At 72.5% G+C, this 14,245-nt stretch carries 13 protein-coding genes and 1 riboswitch; of the genes, 9 read left to right on the top strand and 4 right to left on the bottom strand.

Features of this window, described 5'->3' with window-relative positions; genetic code table 11:
- Positions 1-5 precede the first annotated feature (5 nt).
- Both bluB and L2C96_RS10630 read right to left on the bottom strand, forming a co-directional pair.
- A complete protein-coding gene (gene bluB / locus L2C96_RS10635) occupies positions 6-668 on the bottom strand; it encodes a 5,6-dimethylbenzimidazole synthase (RefSeq protein ID WP_237336031.1) in 663 nt (220 codons plus the stop codon).
- Entirely contained in the window at positions 665-1,414 is a 750-nt protein-coding gene (locus tag L2C96_RS10630; RefSeq protein ID WP_372491196.1) for a cobalt-precorrin-6A reductase, read from the bottom strand. The genes bluB and L2C96_RS10630 overlap by 4 nt, the downstream gene beginning before the upstream one ends.
- Positions 1,415-1,425: 11 nt before the next feature.
- On the opposite strand from L2C96_RS10630, the gene L2C96_RS10625 reads away from it, so the two are divergent.
- Entirely contained in the window at positions 1,426-2,493 is a 1,068-nt protein-coding gene (locus L2C96_RS10625; RefSeq protein ID WP_237336030.1) for a cobalt-precorrin-5B (C(1))-methyltransferase, read from the top strand.
- Between the two features lie 150 nt (positions 2,494-2,643).
- On the opposite strand, the gene cobM is transcribed toward L2C96_RS10625, so the two are convergent.
- On the bottom strand, positions 2,644-3,423 hold the full coding sequence (cobM, locus tag L2C96_RS10620) for a precorrin-4 C(11)-methyltransferase (protein ID WP_237336057.1): 780 nt from the start codon (positions 3,421-3,423) through the stop codon (positions 2,644-2,646).
- Positions 3,420-4,580, bottom strand: coding sequence for a precorrin-6y C5,15-methyltransferase (decarboxylating) subunit CbiE (gene cbiE / locus L2C96_RS10615; protein WP_237336056.1), 1,161 nt, complete (start codon positions 4,578-4,580; stop codon positions 3,420-3,422). The genes cobM and cbiE overlap by 4 nt, the downstream gene beginning before the upstream one ends.
- A gap of 57 nt (positions 4,581-4,637) precedes the next feature.
- A riboswitch (cobalamin riboswitch) is annotated at positions 4,638-4,698 on the top strand.
- An 81-nt stretch (positions 4,699-4,779) separates the two neighbouring features.
- Between cbiE and L2C96_RS10610 the strand changes: the two genes are divergently transcribed.
- From L2C96_RS10610 to L2C96_RS10575, 8 genes are all read left to right on the top strand, one after another.
- Positions 4,780-6,723: a putative cobaltochelatase gene (locus L2C96_RS10610; protein ID WP_237336029.1), complete on the top strand. Its 1,944-nt coding sequence runs from the start codon at positions 4,780-4,782 to the stop codon at positions 6,721-6,723.
- Positions 6,723-7,337, top strand: a complete 615-nt coding sequence (gene cobO / locus L2C96_RS10605) for a cob(I)yrinic acid a,c-diamide adenosyltransferase (protein WP_020421889.1) — start codon at positions 6,723-6,725, stop codon at positions 7,335-7,337. Before L2C96_RS10610 ends, cobO begins: the two co-directional genes overlap by 1 nt.
- The gene (locus L2C96_RS10600; RefSeq protein ID WP_237336028.1) at positions 7,331-8,665 is read left to right on the top strand and encodes a cobyrinic acid a,c-diamide synthase CobB; all 1,335 of its coding nucleotides are present in this window, start codon (positions 7,331-7,333) and stop codon (positions 8,663-8,665) included. Before cobO ends, L2C96_RS10600 begins: the two co-directional genes overlap by 7 nt.
- A complete protein-coding gene (gene cobC / locus L2C96_RS10595; RefSeq protein WP_237336027.1) occupies positions 8,658-9,677 on the top strand; it encodes an Rv2231c family histidinol phosphate aminotransferase CobC in 1,020 nt (339 codons plus the stop codon). Before L2C96_RS10600 ends, cobC begins: the two co-directional genes overlap by 8 nt.
- A gap of 48 nt (positions 9,678-9,725) precedes the next feature.
- Entirely contained in the window at positions 9,726-10,394 is a 669-nt protein-coding gene (locus tag L2C96_RS10590) for a Crp/Fnr family transcriptional regulator (RefSeq protein WP_027936439.1), read from the top strand.
- A 108-nt stretch (positions 10,395-10,502) separates the two neighbouring features.
- A complete protein-coding gene (locus tag L2C96_RS10585; RefSeq protein ID WP_237336026.1) occupies positions 10,503-11,336 on the top strand; it encodes a hypothetical protein in 834 nt (277 codons plus the stop codon).
- Positions 11,337-11,818: 482 nt separating this feature from the next.
- Positions 11,819-13,243, top strand: a complete 1,425-nt coding sequence (locus L2C96_RS10580; RefSeq protein WP_237336025.1) for a hypothetical protein — start codon at positions 11,819-11,821, stop codon at positions 13,241-13,243.
- The gene (locus L2C96_RS10575) at positions 13,240-14,241 is read left to right on the top strand and encodes a hypothetical protein (protein WP_237336024.1); all 1,002 of its coding nucleotides are present in this window, start codon (positions 13,240-13,242) and stop codon (positions 14,239-14,241) included. Before L2C96_RS10580 ends, L2C96_RS10575 begins: the two co-directional genes overlap by 4 nt.
- The last annotated feature ends 4 nt before the right edge of the window (positions 14,242-14,245 follow it).

Below are 14,245 nucleotides of genomic sequence, written 5' to 3'. Positions count from 1 at the left end.
GAACGCTATCGCGATGCTTCCTCGCGCTCGCTACGGGATGGGGGTGTGCGGAACCGCTCACGGTGCGTCGCCGCCGACAACGGCCGCCGCTCGCGCCACCCGTGGCGCTCCAGGTCCGGAATGTCCTGCAGACGGCTCACCGGGCCGAGGCAGAGCCACGCCACCGGCCGCACCCCGGCCGGGATCCCGAGCAGGTCGCGCAGGAAATCCTCGCGGTAGAAGCTCACCCAGCCGACGCCGAGGCCCTCCGCGGTGGCGGCCAGCCAGAGGTTCTGGATGGCCAGGCACACCGAGTACAGGCCGGCGTCGGCGATGGCGTGCCGGCCGAGCACGTCCGGGGCGCCGCGGCTCTCGTCGTAGGTCACGACGACACCGAGCGAGGACGACAGGATGCCCTCGATCTTGATCGGCGCGAAGGTCTCCCGGCGCTCCGGCGGCAGCGACGCGGCGAACACCTCGCGCTCGGCGAGCACGTGGTCGCGGAACGCGGTGCGTGTCTGGGTGCTTTCGACGAGCACGAAATCCCACGGCTGGGTGAGTCCGACGCTCGGCGCGGAGTGCGCGGCCTCGAGCACGCGGGTCAGCACCTCGTCGTCGATGGGCTCGCCGGTGAACTCCGCGCGCACGTCCCGCCGTCGCCGCAGGACCTCGTAGAACTCCTCGATCATGCGTCCAGGATCGCCGACACCCAGCGCAGCGCGGCGTCCACGTCCGCGACGGTGTGCGCAGGCGGACGCGGCGGGCGCCGCACGACGACCACCGGCACGCCCTCCTGGCGGGCCGCGACGAGCTTGGCGGTGGTCATGTCGCCGCCGCTGTCCTTGGTGACCAGCACGTCGATGCGGTGCTCGCGCAGCAGCGCGGTCTCGCCCTCGACGGTGTACGGGCCGCGGTCGAGGAGGACGTCCAGGCGCGGCGGCAGCGGCGGCTCCGGCGGGTCGACGCAGCGGGCCAGGAAGTGCGCCCGCGTGCAGCGCGCGAAGGCGGACAGGCCCTGGCGGCCGCTGGTGAGGAAGATCCGGTCGCCGAGGCGTTCCACCAGGTCCGCAGCCTCGTCGAGGGTGTCCACCCAGTGCCAGTCGTCGCCGGGTCCCTGCTGCCAGCCGGGGCGCTGCAGCCGCAGCAGGGGCACGCCCGCCTTGCTCGTGGCCGTTGCCGCGGACGCTCCGATGCGCTCGGCGAACGGGTGTGTGGCGTCCACCACGGCGGCGGTGCCGTGCTCGGTCAGCCAGCGCGCGAGGCCGTCCGGCCCGCCGAAGCCGCCGATCCGCACTTCGCCGACCGGCAGGCGGGGGTTGGCGACCCGCCCGGCCAGCGACGACGTGACCGCGACGCCGCGTCGCACGAGCCCGGCGGCCAGCGCGCGGGCCTCACCGGTGCCTCCGAGCACGAGTACTTCCGTCACGCCAGCCATACTGCCTGGTGATGAGGTACGGGTGGACCACCGGAGCGTGTGCGACCGCGGCCACCACGGCCGCGTACACCGCGCTGCTCACCGGCGAGTTCCCCGACCCGGTCGAGGTGGAGCTGCCGCAGGGGCGCCGCCCGGCGTTCGCGCTGGCCACCGAGCGGCTGGACGCGGATTCGGCGACCGCCGGGGTGATCAAGGACGCCGGTGACGACCCGGACGTGACGCACGGCGCGCTGATCCTGTCCACGGTCCGGCGTGGCGAGCCGGGCAGCGGCGTGACGTTCCGCGCGGGCGTCGGGGTGGGGACGATTACCCTGCCCGGGCTGCCGCTGCCGGTCGGTGAGCCGGCGATCAACCCGGTGCCGCGGCGGCTGATGACCGAGGCGGTGCGCCGGGTGGCGGCCGCGTTCGGCGATTCCGGGGACGTCGTGGTCGAGATCTCCGTGCCCGAGGGCGAGGAGCTGGCGCGGCAGACGTGGAACCCGCGGCTCGGCATCCTCGGCGGGCTGTCGATCCTCGGCACGACCGGCGTGGTGGTGCCGTACTCGTGCTCGGCGTGGATCGACAGCATCCGGCGCGGGGTGGACGTCGCGCGGGCGCTGGGGCACGAACACGTGGCCGGTGCGACGGGAAGCACGTCGGAGCGGGCGGTGGCCGAGCGGTACGGGTTGCCGGAGACGGCGTTGCTCGACATGGGCGACTTCGCGGGCGCGGTGCTCAAGTACGTGAAGCGCCACCCGGTGCCGCGGCTGACGATCGCGGGCGGGTTCGCGAAGATGTCGAAGCTCGCTGCCGGGCACCTGGACCTGCACTCGAAGCGGTCGCAAGTGGACCTCGCGCTGCTGGCGTCGCTCGCGCCCGAGCCGCTGGCCGCGCGCATCCTCGAGGCGAACACGGCGTTGCACGCGCTGCAGCTGTCGCAGGAGGCGGGCTTCCCGATCGGCGAGGCGGTGGCGGACCGGGCGCGGGCGTTCGCGGCGTCGGTGCTGGACCCGGCGCCGGTCGCGGTGGACGTGCTGGTGATCGACCGGGCGGGGAACGTGGTCGGGGTCAGCGAACCGCCGAGCGGCGCGGGTAGCTGACGCCCGGCGGCCAGGCCGGCCGATTCAGCGGCCAGCCGGCGCGGTGCACCGGCGCCGTCGGTCAACGCGTCCTGCGCGACCAGGTCGAGGATCGAACCGCCGGCGAGGCGTTTCGCGCGGGGCGGCGGAATTCACCGCCGGCGTTTCCGATCAATCGCCCGCCGGGTCCGGGACGACCCGGATCTTTTCCGACCGGTCCCGCGCCGCGGAGTACAGGTAGCTGTCCGGGAACTTCTCCGCCGCCAGGACGCGGCCCACGAAGATCACCGCCGCGCGGTCGATTCCCGCGGCGCGCACCTCGGGCGCGATCCGCGACAGGACGCCGCGCAGAATCCGCTGCCCCGGCTGGCTCGCGCAGTGCACCACGGCCACCGGGCAGTCCGCGCCGTAGTGCGGCAGCAGCTCCTCGACCACCTGCTCGATCCGGTTGATCGCCAGGTGCACGGCCAGCGTCGTGCCGGTCGCGGCGAAGTTCGCCAGCGTCTCGCCTGCCGGCATGGCCGTCGAGCGGGCCTGGACGCGCGTGATGACCAGGCTCTGCCCGACCGTCGGCACCGTCAGTTCGCGCCCCAGTTCCGCGGCCGCCGCGGCGAAGGCCGGCACACCGGGCACCACCTGGTACGGCACGCCCGCCGCGTCGAGGCGGCGCATCTGCTCGGCCACCGCGCTGTAGATCGACGGGTCGCCCGAGCACAGCCGCGCCACGTCGTGCCCCGCGCGGTCGGCCGCGACCAGCTCGCCGACGATCTGCTCCAGCGACAGGTCCGCCGTGTCGATCTTGCGCGCGTCCGCCGGGCAGTGGGCGAGCAGGTCGGGCGGCGTGAGGCTGCCGGGGTACAGGCACACCCCGCAGCGCGCCAGCAGGTCCCGCCCGCGCACGGTGATCAGGTCCGCCGCGCCGGGTCCGGCGCCGATGAAGAACACGGTCATTTCAGGAAACTCCATTGCGTCACGGTCCGGGCCGGGGTCCAGCCGGTGAATCCGCCGAGCGGCGCGGCGTGCTCGACGGCGATCCGGGTCAGCTCACCGCCGTGCCGCTGGTACGCGCTCGCCAGCACTTGCTCCGAGTCGAGCGTCACCGCGTGGGCGACGAGCCGCCCGCCGGGCCGCAGCGCGTCCAGGCAGACGTCCAGCGACGCCAGCCCGCCGCCGACGAACACCGCGTCGGGCGTGGGCAGGTCCGCCAGCACCTCCGGCGCGGCACCCGTCACCACCCGCAGTTCGGGCACCCCCAGCCGGTCCGCGTTGCGCTGGATCCGCGCGGCCCGTTCCGCACTGCGCTCGACGGCGATCGCGCGGTTCGCCGGATGCGCCCGCGACCACTCGATCCCGACGCTCCCGGCCCCGGCGCCGACGTCCCACAGCAGCTCATCGGCCACCGGCGCGAGCCGGGCCAGCGCGCTCGCCCGCAGGTCCCGTTTGGTGATCTGCCCGTCGTGCTCGAAGGCGTCGTCGGGCAGGCCGGGCAGGGTCGGCAATGCCGGGCCCGCGCACTCGACCGCGACGACGTTCAACGGATCGCCCGCGGGGTGTGACCAGTCTCGCGCGAAGCCTTCGACGCGGCGCTCGGCCGGACCGCCGAGCTGCTCCAGCACCGTGAGTTTGCTCTCGCCGAAACCCCTTGCCACCAGCACTTCGGCGAGTTCCGCGGGCGTGCGGCCGTCGGAGCTGAGCACCACCAGCCGGGCCCCTGGCGCGAGCGCCCGGCTCACCCGGTGCACGCTGCGCCCGACGACGCTGACCACCTCGGTCTCCTCCGCGGACCAGCCCATCCTGGCCCGGGCCAGCGCGACCGACGACACCGCGGGCACGATCCGCACGTGCTCCGCGCCGAACCGCCTGACCAGCGTCGTCCCGATGCCGGACAGCAGCGGATCGCCGCTGGCCAGCACGACGATCCGGCGTCCGGCGTGCTCGGCGAACAGGCCGTCCAGCGCGGGCAGCAGCGGGCTCGGCCACGCCACCTTCGGCACGTCCACCGGCACCAGGTCGAGCTGGCGGCGGCCGCCGAACAGCACCTCGGCCGCCGCGATCTCGGCGCGCACGGGCTCGGCCAGCCCGGCCCACCCGTCTGCTGGGACACCCACAACGACGATCCTCACGGGGGGAGACCGTATGCGATGATCCTGGGGACGGTCGCCGCAGGAACCCGGTGCGACTCCGGGGCGGTCCCGCCACTGTGACCGGCCGAGCGTGCCGGGAGCCAGAGCTTCGGCGGCCGTTACGTGCCCGGCACGTGCCCTGTTCAGGCGGGCGAGGACACCCGCGCGTGGCGAAGGAGTTCGCTTGAGGCCGTATCCGTTCACCGCCGTCGTCGGGATGCCGGACCTCCGGCTCGGACTGGTGCTCTCGGCGATCTCCCCGGCCATCGGCGGCGTGCTGGTGCGTGGCGAGAAGGGCACCGCGAAGTCGACGATGGTGCGCGCGCTGGCCGGCCTGCTGCCCGAGGTCGACGTCGTCGAGGGCTGCCGGTTCTCCTGCGACCCCGCCGCGCCCGACCCGGACTGCCCCGACGCGCCGCACGACACCCGTGCGCTGCGCCGTCCCGCCCGGCTGGTCGAGCTGCCGGTCGGCGCGGCCGAGGACCGCGTGATCGGCTCGCTCAACCTGGAACGCGCGCTCACCGAGGGCGTCACCGACTTCCAGCCCGGCCTGCTCGCCGCCGCGCATCGCGGCCTGCTCTACGTCGACGAGGTCAACCTGCTGCACGACCACCTGGTCGACACGCTGCTCGACGCGGCGGCGATGGGCCGCGCGACCGTCGAGCGCGAGGGCGTCTCGGTGTCGCACGCGGCGCGCTTCGTGTTGATCGGCACCATGAACCCGGAGGAGGGCGAGCTGCGGCCGCAGCTGCTCGACCGGTTCGGGCTGACCGTCGAGGTCGCCGCGAGCCGCGATCCGGAGCAGCGCGCCGAGGTGATCCGCCGCCGGCTCGCCTACGAGGCGGATCCGGACTCGTTCGCCGCGCGGTACGAGGACACCGACGCCCAGCTCGCGGCCGAGATCGCGGCGGCGCAGAAGCTCCTGCCGTCGGTCGAGCTGAGCGACGAAGCGTTGCGGCAGATCGCCGAGGTGTGCGCGGCGTTCGAGGTGGACGGGATGCGTGCGGACATCGTCACCGCCCGCACCGCGGTCGCCCACGCCGCGTGGAGCGGGCGCACCGAGGTGTCCACAGAGGACATCCGCGTGGCCGCACGGCTCGCGTTGCCGCACCGGCGCCGCCGCAACCCGTTCGACGCGCCCGGGATCGACGAGGAGCAGCTCGAACAGGCATTGCGCGACGCCGAGCCGCCGGAGGACCCCGGCCCGCCGGACGACGACGGCCCCGGCTCGGGTTCCGACGCCCCGGCCGAAACCCCGCAGGGACAGCAGAACGACAGCGGTGGCGAACCGGGCGGCGGCGGGAGCGAGCAGCAGTCCGTCGGCGCCGGAAAGCCGTACCGGGCGAGGATGTTCAGCGTCGCCGGTCTCGGTGACGGCGCGCACGGCAAGCGGTCCCGCGCGGTGACCGACGCCGGCCGGACCATTGGCGTCCGGCCCCCCGGCACGCGCGAGGGGCGGCCGCACCTGGTGGCGACCGTGCGGGCGGCCGCGCCGCACCAGCGCTCCCGCGGCCGCGACGGTGCCGGCCTGGTGCTGCGGCCCAGCGACCTGCGGTTCGCGTTGCGTGAGGGGCGCGAGGGCAACCTCGTGTTGTTCTGCGTCGACGCGTCCGGCTCGATGGGCGCGAAGTCGCGGATGCGGGAGGTGAAGGCCGCCGTCCTGTCCCTGCTGCTGGACGCCTACCAGCGGCGGGACAAGGTCGGGCTGGTGACGTTCCGGGCCGGCACCGCCGAGCTGGCGCTGCCGCCGACGATCAGTGTCGAGGCCGCCGCCGCGCGCCTGGAGGGCTTGCCGACGGGCGGGCGGACGCCGCTCGCGGAAGGACTTCTGGAGGCCGCGCGCGTGCTGCGGGTCGAGGCGGTGCGGGACCCACGCCGTCGTCCGCTGCTGGTGGTGGTCACCGACGGCCGGGCCACCAGTGGCGCGGACGCGGTCGCGCGCTCGCAGCAGGCCGCGGAAATGCTGGCGGGGGCGGGCATTGCGTCCGTGGTTATGGACTGCGAGACCGGGCGCATGCGGCTGGGGCTCGCGGCGGAACTGGCCGCGCGGCTCGGCGGCGAACACGTGCCGCTGGGCGAGGTCGCCGCCGACACGCTGGCCACCGAGGTGCGCAGGAGGGCTGCCTGATGCCGCAGGGGAAACCGCTGGTCGTGCCGGACGACGGCCTCACCACTCGCCAGCGCCGGAATCGGCCGCTGCTCGCCGTGCACACCGGTGAGATGAAGGGCAAGTCCACCGCCGCGTTCGGGATGGCGCTGCGCGCGTGGAACCAGGGCTGGTCGATCGGCGTGTTCCAGTTCGTCAAGTCGGCGAAGTGGAAGGTGGGCGAGGAGAACGCCTTCCGCGCGCTGGGCGCCCTGCACGAGAGCAGCGGCCAGGGCGGGCCGGTCGAATGGCACAAGATGGGCGAGGGCTGGAGCTGGTCGCGCAAGCAGGGGTCGGACGAGGACCACGCCGCCAACGCGCGTGAGGGCTGGGCGGAGATCAAGCGCCGCCTCGCCGAGGAGCGCCACGACTTCTACGTGCTGGACGAGTTCACCTACCCGCTGCACTGGGGCTGGATCGACACCGCCGAGGTGGTCGCCGCGCTGCGCGACCGGCCGGGCCGCCAGCACGTGGTGATCACCGGCCGCAACGCGCCGGAGGAGCTGATCGAGGCCGCCGACCTGGTGACGCACATGACGAAGGTCAAACACCCGATGGACGCCGGGCAAAAGGGCCAGCGGGGCATCGAATGGTGAACCGCGTCGTCATCGCCGCGCCCGCGTCCGGGCACGGCAAGACGACGATCGCGACCGGACTGATGGCCGCGTTGCGGGCGCGCGGGCTGGCGGTGTCCGGGCACAAGGTCGGGCCGGACTTCATCGACCCCGGCTACCACTCGCTGGCGACGGGACGGCCGCCACGCAACCTGGATCCGTTCCTGCAGGGCGAATCCCTGCTCGTGCCGTTGCTGCGGCACGGTTCCGCGGGCGCGGACATCGCGGTGATCGAAGGCGTGATGGGCCTGTTCGACGGGCAGCTCGGCACCGAGGGCTACGCGTCGACGGCGCACGTGGCGCGGCTGCTGGGCGCGCCGGTGGTGCTCGTGGTGGACGCGTCGGCGGCGAGCCGCAGCGTCGCGGCGATGGTGCTCGGATTCGCGCGGTACGAGCCGGGTGTGGAGATCGCGGGCGTCATCCTCAACAAGCTGGGGTCGCCGCGGCACGAGGAGGAGATCCGGGCGGCCCTGGTGCGCACCGGGATTCCCGTGCTGGGCGCGTTGCGGCGCAGCGACGACATCCACGCGCCGAGCAGACACCTGGGTCTGGTGCCTGCCGCGGAACGGGACGCCGAGTCGCGTGAGCTGCTGCCGAAGCTGGCCGCGTGGGTGGCCGACGGCGTGGACCTGGAAGCGATCGTGCGGGTGGCGCGGTCGGCTCCGGCTCTGACCGCCCCGGCGTGGGAGCCGAGCGGGTCGTATTCGGGGCCGCGCCGGGTGGTGGCGGCGGCCGCGGGGCCGGCGTTCACGTTCCGGTACACCGAGACGGTGGAGTTGCTCGCGGCGTCCGGTGTGGACGTCGTCGACCTGGATCCGTTGCACGACAAGGCGCTTCCCGAGGCGTGCGCCGGGTTGTACTTCGGGGGCGGGTTCCCGGAGGTGCACGTCGAGGACCTGTCGGCGAACGCGCCGCTGCGCGAGGAGCTGGCCGGGGCGATCCGGAGCGGGATGCCGGTGGTGGCCGAGTGCGCCGGGTTGCTGTACCTGTGCCGGGAGCTGGACGGGCTGCCGATGGTGGGGGCGCTGGACGCCTCGGCGGTGATGACCAAGCGGGGCGCGCTGGGGTACCGGACGGCGTCAGCGCCGGTCGATCACCTGCTGGCTCGCGCCGGGGAGCGGGTGACGGGGCACGAGTTCCACCGGACCGTGGTGACGCCGCGGGCGGGCACGGTGCCGGCGTGGGAGTGGGACGGTATCGCCGAGGGTTTCGCCTCGCCCACGCTGCACGCGTCGTACCTGCACGTCCACTGGGCCGGGCACCCCGCGCTGGCGCACCGGTTCGCGGCGGCGGTGCACGCGCGTGGCTGACTACGACCTGCACCACCACGGGGATCGCGAGGTCGGGGACGGCCTGGTGGACCTGGCGGTGAACGTCCGGCTGCCGTCGCCGCCGGCGTGGCTGCGCGCGGAGCTGGCCGCGGCGCTGGACGACCTGGCCGCGTATCCCTCGGTGGACGCGGCTGCCGAGGCGGTCGCGGCGCGGCACGGCCGGGACGTGTCGGACGTGCTGGTGACGGCGGGCGCGGCGGAGGCGTTCACGTTGCTGGCCAACGCGTTGCGGCCGCGACACGCGGTGGTCGTGCACCCGCAGTTCACCGAACCGGAGGCGGCCCTGCGCGCGGCGGGCCACGAGGTGGACCGGGTCGTGCTGTCCGCTTCGGACGGTTTCACCCTCGGACCGGTGCCCGCGGACGCGGATTTGGTGTTCGTCGGCAACCCCACCAACCCGACGTCCGTGCTGCACCCGGCCGCGGCGTTGCGTACGCTGGTGCGCCCGGGCCGGGTGCTGGTGGTCGACGAGGCCTTCCTGGACGCGGTGCCGGGCGAGCCGGAAAGCCTGGCAGGGGAACGACTTCCGGGTGTCGTGGTGATCCGCAGCCTGACGAAGACGTGGGGGATCGCGGGCCTGCGCGCGGGTTACGTCCTGGCCGAACCGTCGCTTGTGGACGCCCTGCGGGCCGTGCAGCCGCCGTGGTCGGTGTCGACGCTCGCCGCGCGCGCCGTGGTGGCCTGCATGCGACCGTCGGCGCTGGACGAGGCGGACAAGCTGGCGGTGCGGGCGGAGCAGGACCGGGACTACCTGGTCGCCGGTCTGCGCTCCCTGGGAGTCGAAGTGGCCGGCGAGCCACGCGGCCCGTTCGTGCTGGTGCGCATCCCCGACGCGGCGACCCTGCGGCTGCGCCTGAGAGCGGCCGGATACGCCGTCCGCCGGGGCGACACATTCCCCGGCTTGGACGGAGATTGGCTGCGGATCGCCGTGCGGGACCGCGAGGTGACCGATTCCTTCCTGGAGGCCCTACGGTCTCGGCTGAACGGGTGAACTCTGTTCAACATGCGCTGACGGCGGCCGGCGAAGCGGTAGGTACGGGTGGTGCTATCGCCGAACGTCCGGCGGGGCTTCCGGGCTCTGATCGGAGAACAACTCTGGGGCGGTCTCGTCGCCCATGGCGTCACCCGCAGCTACCCGGCCGGATCCTTCCTGCTGCGCCAGGGTGATCCAGGAGGATGGGTGCTGGTCCTCCTGCGGGGACGTGTGAAGGTCACCGGGCACGACGAGGAGGGGGCGGAACTCCTCGTCTCGCTACGTGCGGCTGGTGACCTGGTCGGCGAGATCGCCGGTGTTCCACAGGTCGCGAGGACGGCGAGCGTGCAGGCGATCGACCGCTGCACCGTGCAAGTCCTCACCGCCGAGGTGTTCCGCGAGTTCCTCCGCCGGAACTGCGCGGACAGCCAATTCACCGACTACCTGCTGGCCAAACTGTCCGAAACGGTCCCCTACCAGATGCAGTTGGTGCACTTCAGCGCCCAGCGCCGTCTGGCAAGGCTCATCCTGGAACTGGTCGCGCTGGCCGATCCAGGTGATCCGGAGCGGATGCAGGTGCCGTTCTCGCAGGAGGCGCTCGCTCGTGCGCTCGGGCTGTCCCGAAGCACCGTGGCCGAACAGATCTCGGTCCTCCGCGCATCCGGGGCTCTCGGTCTCGGTCGGCGGCTCCTGGTGGCGGATCTCGACAAACTGGCGGACAGTGCTGGACTGTGACGGCGGTCACTGCGGAGTTTGTCTGCCATCGGACAATTCTCGGACCGCGCCTCGCGGATCGTCTTGCCAGTGCCTCGCACCAGGAGCGCAGGCAGGAAGGCGATCACGATGGACAAGCACGATCACGTCGAAGCACTACCTCCGTACCGGGCTCTGCTGGTGGTCGACATCAAGAACTTCAGTGGCAGGCGCGGCAGGTTCCACGCCGAGCTGACCGAGGCCGTGCCGGAAATCCTCGAGCAGGCGTTCCAGCGGGCCGGGTTGTCCGGGCTGTGGCAGGAGCACAAGTACCGATCGACGACGGGCGACGGTTACGTCGCGGGCTTCCGCGCCGAGATGCTGCCGTTCCTGCTCAACCCGTTCCTGCCCGCGCTGCAGGAGGAGCTGGAGTACCGCAACACGGTCGGTTGGCGTCCGGCTGGCGAAGAGCCGCTGCGGATGCGCGTCAGCGTCAACGTGGGCCCGATGACGGACTCGGGCCGCGGTATCTCCGACGGGAGCGGGGAGTCGCGGGTGGAGAACCACCGGCTGCTCGACTCGGAGCCGGTCCGCGACCTGCTGAGTCGTTCGGGCAGACCGACTTGCGTGGCGGCGATCGTCTCGGAGCGAGCGTTCGCCGACGCGGTCGCGACCGGCTACACGGGGGAGGACGAGGCTTTGTACGTCCGGGTTCCGGTCAGTCAGAAGACCTACCGCGGTGCCGCCTACCTGCGCGTGCCCAAGCCCTCCGGCGACCTCCTCGACCGCGGTTTCCGGAACGAGGTCGAGGCGGCCGAGGACCCGGACGGCAGGCCGGAGACCGCGACGAACTCGACGGTGATCCACCACGCGAGCGGTCCGTTGCACAGCGGCTCCGGCAACCAGTTCAACGGGGAAACGCAGAACATCGTCGGCCGCAACACCGGCGGGATCCACCAGTCCTTCGACAGGCGTGACCGGTGAGCACCCCCACGAACCGGACCGAGATCGCCGACGTGGCCGGCCCGGTGCACACCGGCAGCGGGGACCAGATCCACCACTACTACCAATTGCTCGGGCAGGTGCGGGAGGACCCGGTACCGGCCACACGCAGGCCGGTCACCGCTGATGACCTCCACTGGTTGCGGAGCAGGTTCGAGCCGCCTCCCGGGTTCGACAGGGCGGTGCCTGTCGCGGACGGCGGCCTCGTCGTCGTGAGCGGGCGGGCGGGCTCGGGCAGGGAAACCGCGGCCCGGATGCTCTTGTGTCCCGAAGGCGATGTGGTGCGAGAGATCCAGGAGGTGGAGACCGAGGCGGGAATCGACGTTCCACTCGGCGACGTCGAAACCGGGGACCGGCTCCTGGTCAACTTCTCCGCCCTGCACCGCTGGGAGTTCTCCGCTCGTGAGGGTGAGCTGCGGTCGCTGGCCGATGCGGTGGTGCGGAACCGGGCTCGACTGGCGTTGGTGATCGGCCGGGAGCAGGAGGACTGGCTCCACGACGATCTGCGGCGGCGGGTCGTGCGGCTGGAGCGACCGGACGCCCTGCGGGTCGTGCTCAAGCACCTTGCACAAGCCGGGATCCAGCTCCGAGCCGAACAGGTCGACGGCCCGCTCCGGGAGGTTCTCGAGGGAGCCTCGATGAGCGAGCTGATGCGTGTGGGACAGCTGGTCGTCGAGGAGAGCGAACAGGACCAGGGCGGTCCGCGGGTCTGGCTGGCCGCCGCGGTCGAAGCGATTCGAGGTTACCCGGGAGAACTGGAACGGCTTCTGGAGAAGCAACCGGAAGGACGACAGCGTGCGTTGTTGCTTGCCGCCGCCGCTATGGCGGAGGCGCGGATCGACGCGGTGGCGTCGGCCGAGCGCAGGCTGCTCGAGCTGGTCGAGTTCCCCGCTGCCGAACAGCACTGGCTGGAGTCGGACGGCGTGGTCGCGCGACTTGGCCGCATCGGGGCCGAGGTGGACGACCGGCGAGTGGTGTTCGCGCGGATCGGTTACGCCGAGGCGGTGCTCGGCCGGTTGTGGGACGAATACGCCGGCCTTCACCAGGACCTCGGACGGTGGCTGTCGGAAGTCGCCGTCTCGCCGGACCTGACCGGGACGGAACGGGGGCTGATCGGTGACCGGCTCGGCGATCAGTTGCTGCGCAGTCACGACGTGCGGGCGCTCCTCGCAACGGCGCGAGCTTGGGCCACCCAGCCAAGGAACGAAGTACGGGTACTGGCTTACCGGCTGCTCGCCCGCGCAGTCGTGGATCGGCACTGCGGACGAGAGGCGCGCAAGCAACTGCGCGAGTGGGCGCTGGATCCCTCCTTGCCCGCGCGGCTCGCGCACGTGGTGCTCGCGGTGTGCGAGCAGGTGCTGGTGCACACCCAGCCGGACATGGCGGTGGTGCGGCTGAGGCTGCTGACCCTGCATCCCGCTCCGGCCGTCTCGGCCACCGCTCGCGAGGTCCTGATCCGTCTCGCGAGCGACGGGCGGATGTATCGGCGGATCCTGGCCGTTCTGGCCAGGACGAACAAGATCGACCACGACCTCTTCGCCGTTCTGTGCGCGCCCGGCCGAGCCGACGGGAACCGGTGGACGCACGCCCGTCTGAGCGACTGCTGGCGCGCGATCCTGGACGAACGCGATGCCCGAGGGTGGTCCCACCTGGCCGAGCCGTGGCTGGCCGAGGCGGCCTTCGGTGGGCGTCCGGAGTTGCTGGACATCCTCACCGCTGCTGCCGGCGCGGACCCGGTGCGAGCGAGCCGGCTGTTCGTCGTCGTCCGGGAGTGGGCTTCCCGTCACGAAGGTGGGATGCCGGTGCTCACCAGGCTTCGACGTGGCCTCGACGAACAACAGGGTGTGACTGATTTGTGGGACGACGAGCCGATTTCGGAGGCGAAGTGATGAACAACCGGACAGTGGTGGCGATCGGACTCGGGATCGCGGCGGCCCTGATCGTGTCCGCACTGCTCGGCGGGTGGGTCGCGCTCGTTGTGGTCGTGGTGCTTTTCGTCATCATCGGGGCTGCGATCGCCGCGACTCGACCGCGACCGCAGCCGCAGTTCGCGCCGCCCGTGCCGCCGCAGCCGATCAACGGCGAGTGCCCGGTGAGCGGAGAACGACTCCGATCAGCCGACCGGGACTACTACTTCTTCTTCTCAGCTCAGGTGCACTACCAGTTCGTCCCCGGCACGGGCGGACCGGACGTCGCGAGCTGGGCGGTCCAGAACGTGCGTGACCGTGCGAGCGAACTGGCCGGGCGCTATCAACCGGAGGATCTGGCCCAAGCGCAACAGGACCTCGCCGCCGCACTGGCGCAGGCAGCGGGCGACTCGGGGTCACGCTGGGCGTGGGCAGCGCAAGTGACGCTGGTGTTGTCCGACGCGGATCGCCAGCTCGTGGACCGCCGCGTCGAACTGAGGAAGAAGGTCCGGCAGTGGGAGGACGAGCTCGCGCTGGAAAAGGCGTTGCGGGCCTACTTGCGCGACGACGCTCTCGCGACCCCCAGCAACGCCCTGATCTGGTGGCTGGCGCAGCACAAGGACCGCGTCGAGGAGGCTGTACGACTTCGGGGGACGTTCGCGCTGTTGTCCTCCGCAGCTCACGAATCCACGGTGTCTCCGTTCTTCGCGTCCTACGCGGCGGACGCGGAACCGGCGGTTTCGGAAGCCGCGCAGCGGCACTTCGCCGCCGAACCGGCGGATCGTCCCAGCTCGCCGGTCGAGCTCGCCGACCGGTTCGTCCAGGCGGTGTATCCCTCGGCCGACGACGAGCCGCAGCGTGAGTTGCTCAAGGATCGGCTGGCGCGTCTGCTCGTCACGTCGGGGAGGACGGACCTTGGCGATGCGTTGCGGCAGAACGACGATGACGACGGCCAAGACAATGTCACCTCGTTGTGGTGATCAT

Origin of the sequence: Amycolatopsis tucumanensis (genome assembly GCF_021654135.1) — a bacterium.
GTDB lineage: Bacteria > Actinomycetota > Actinomycetes > Mycobacteriales > Pseudonocardiaceae > Amycolatopsis_E > Amycolatopsis_E tucumanensis.
The sequence above is the reverse complement of the archived record's forward strand: the minus strand, read 5'-3'. Positions and strand labels throughout refer to the sequence as shown.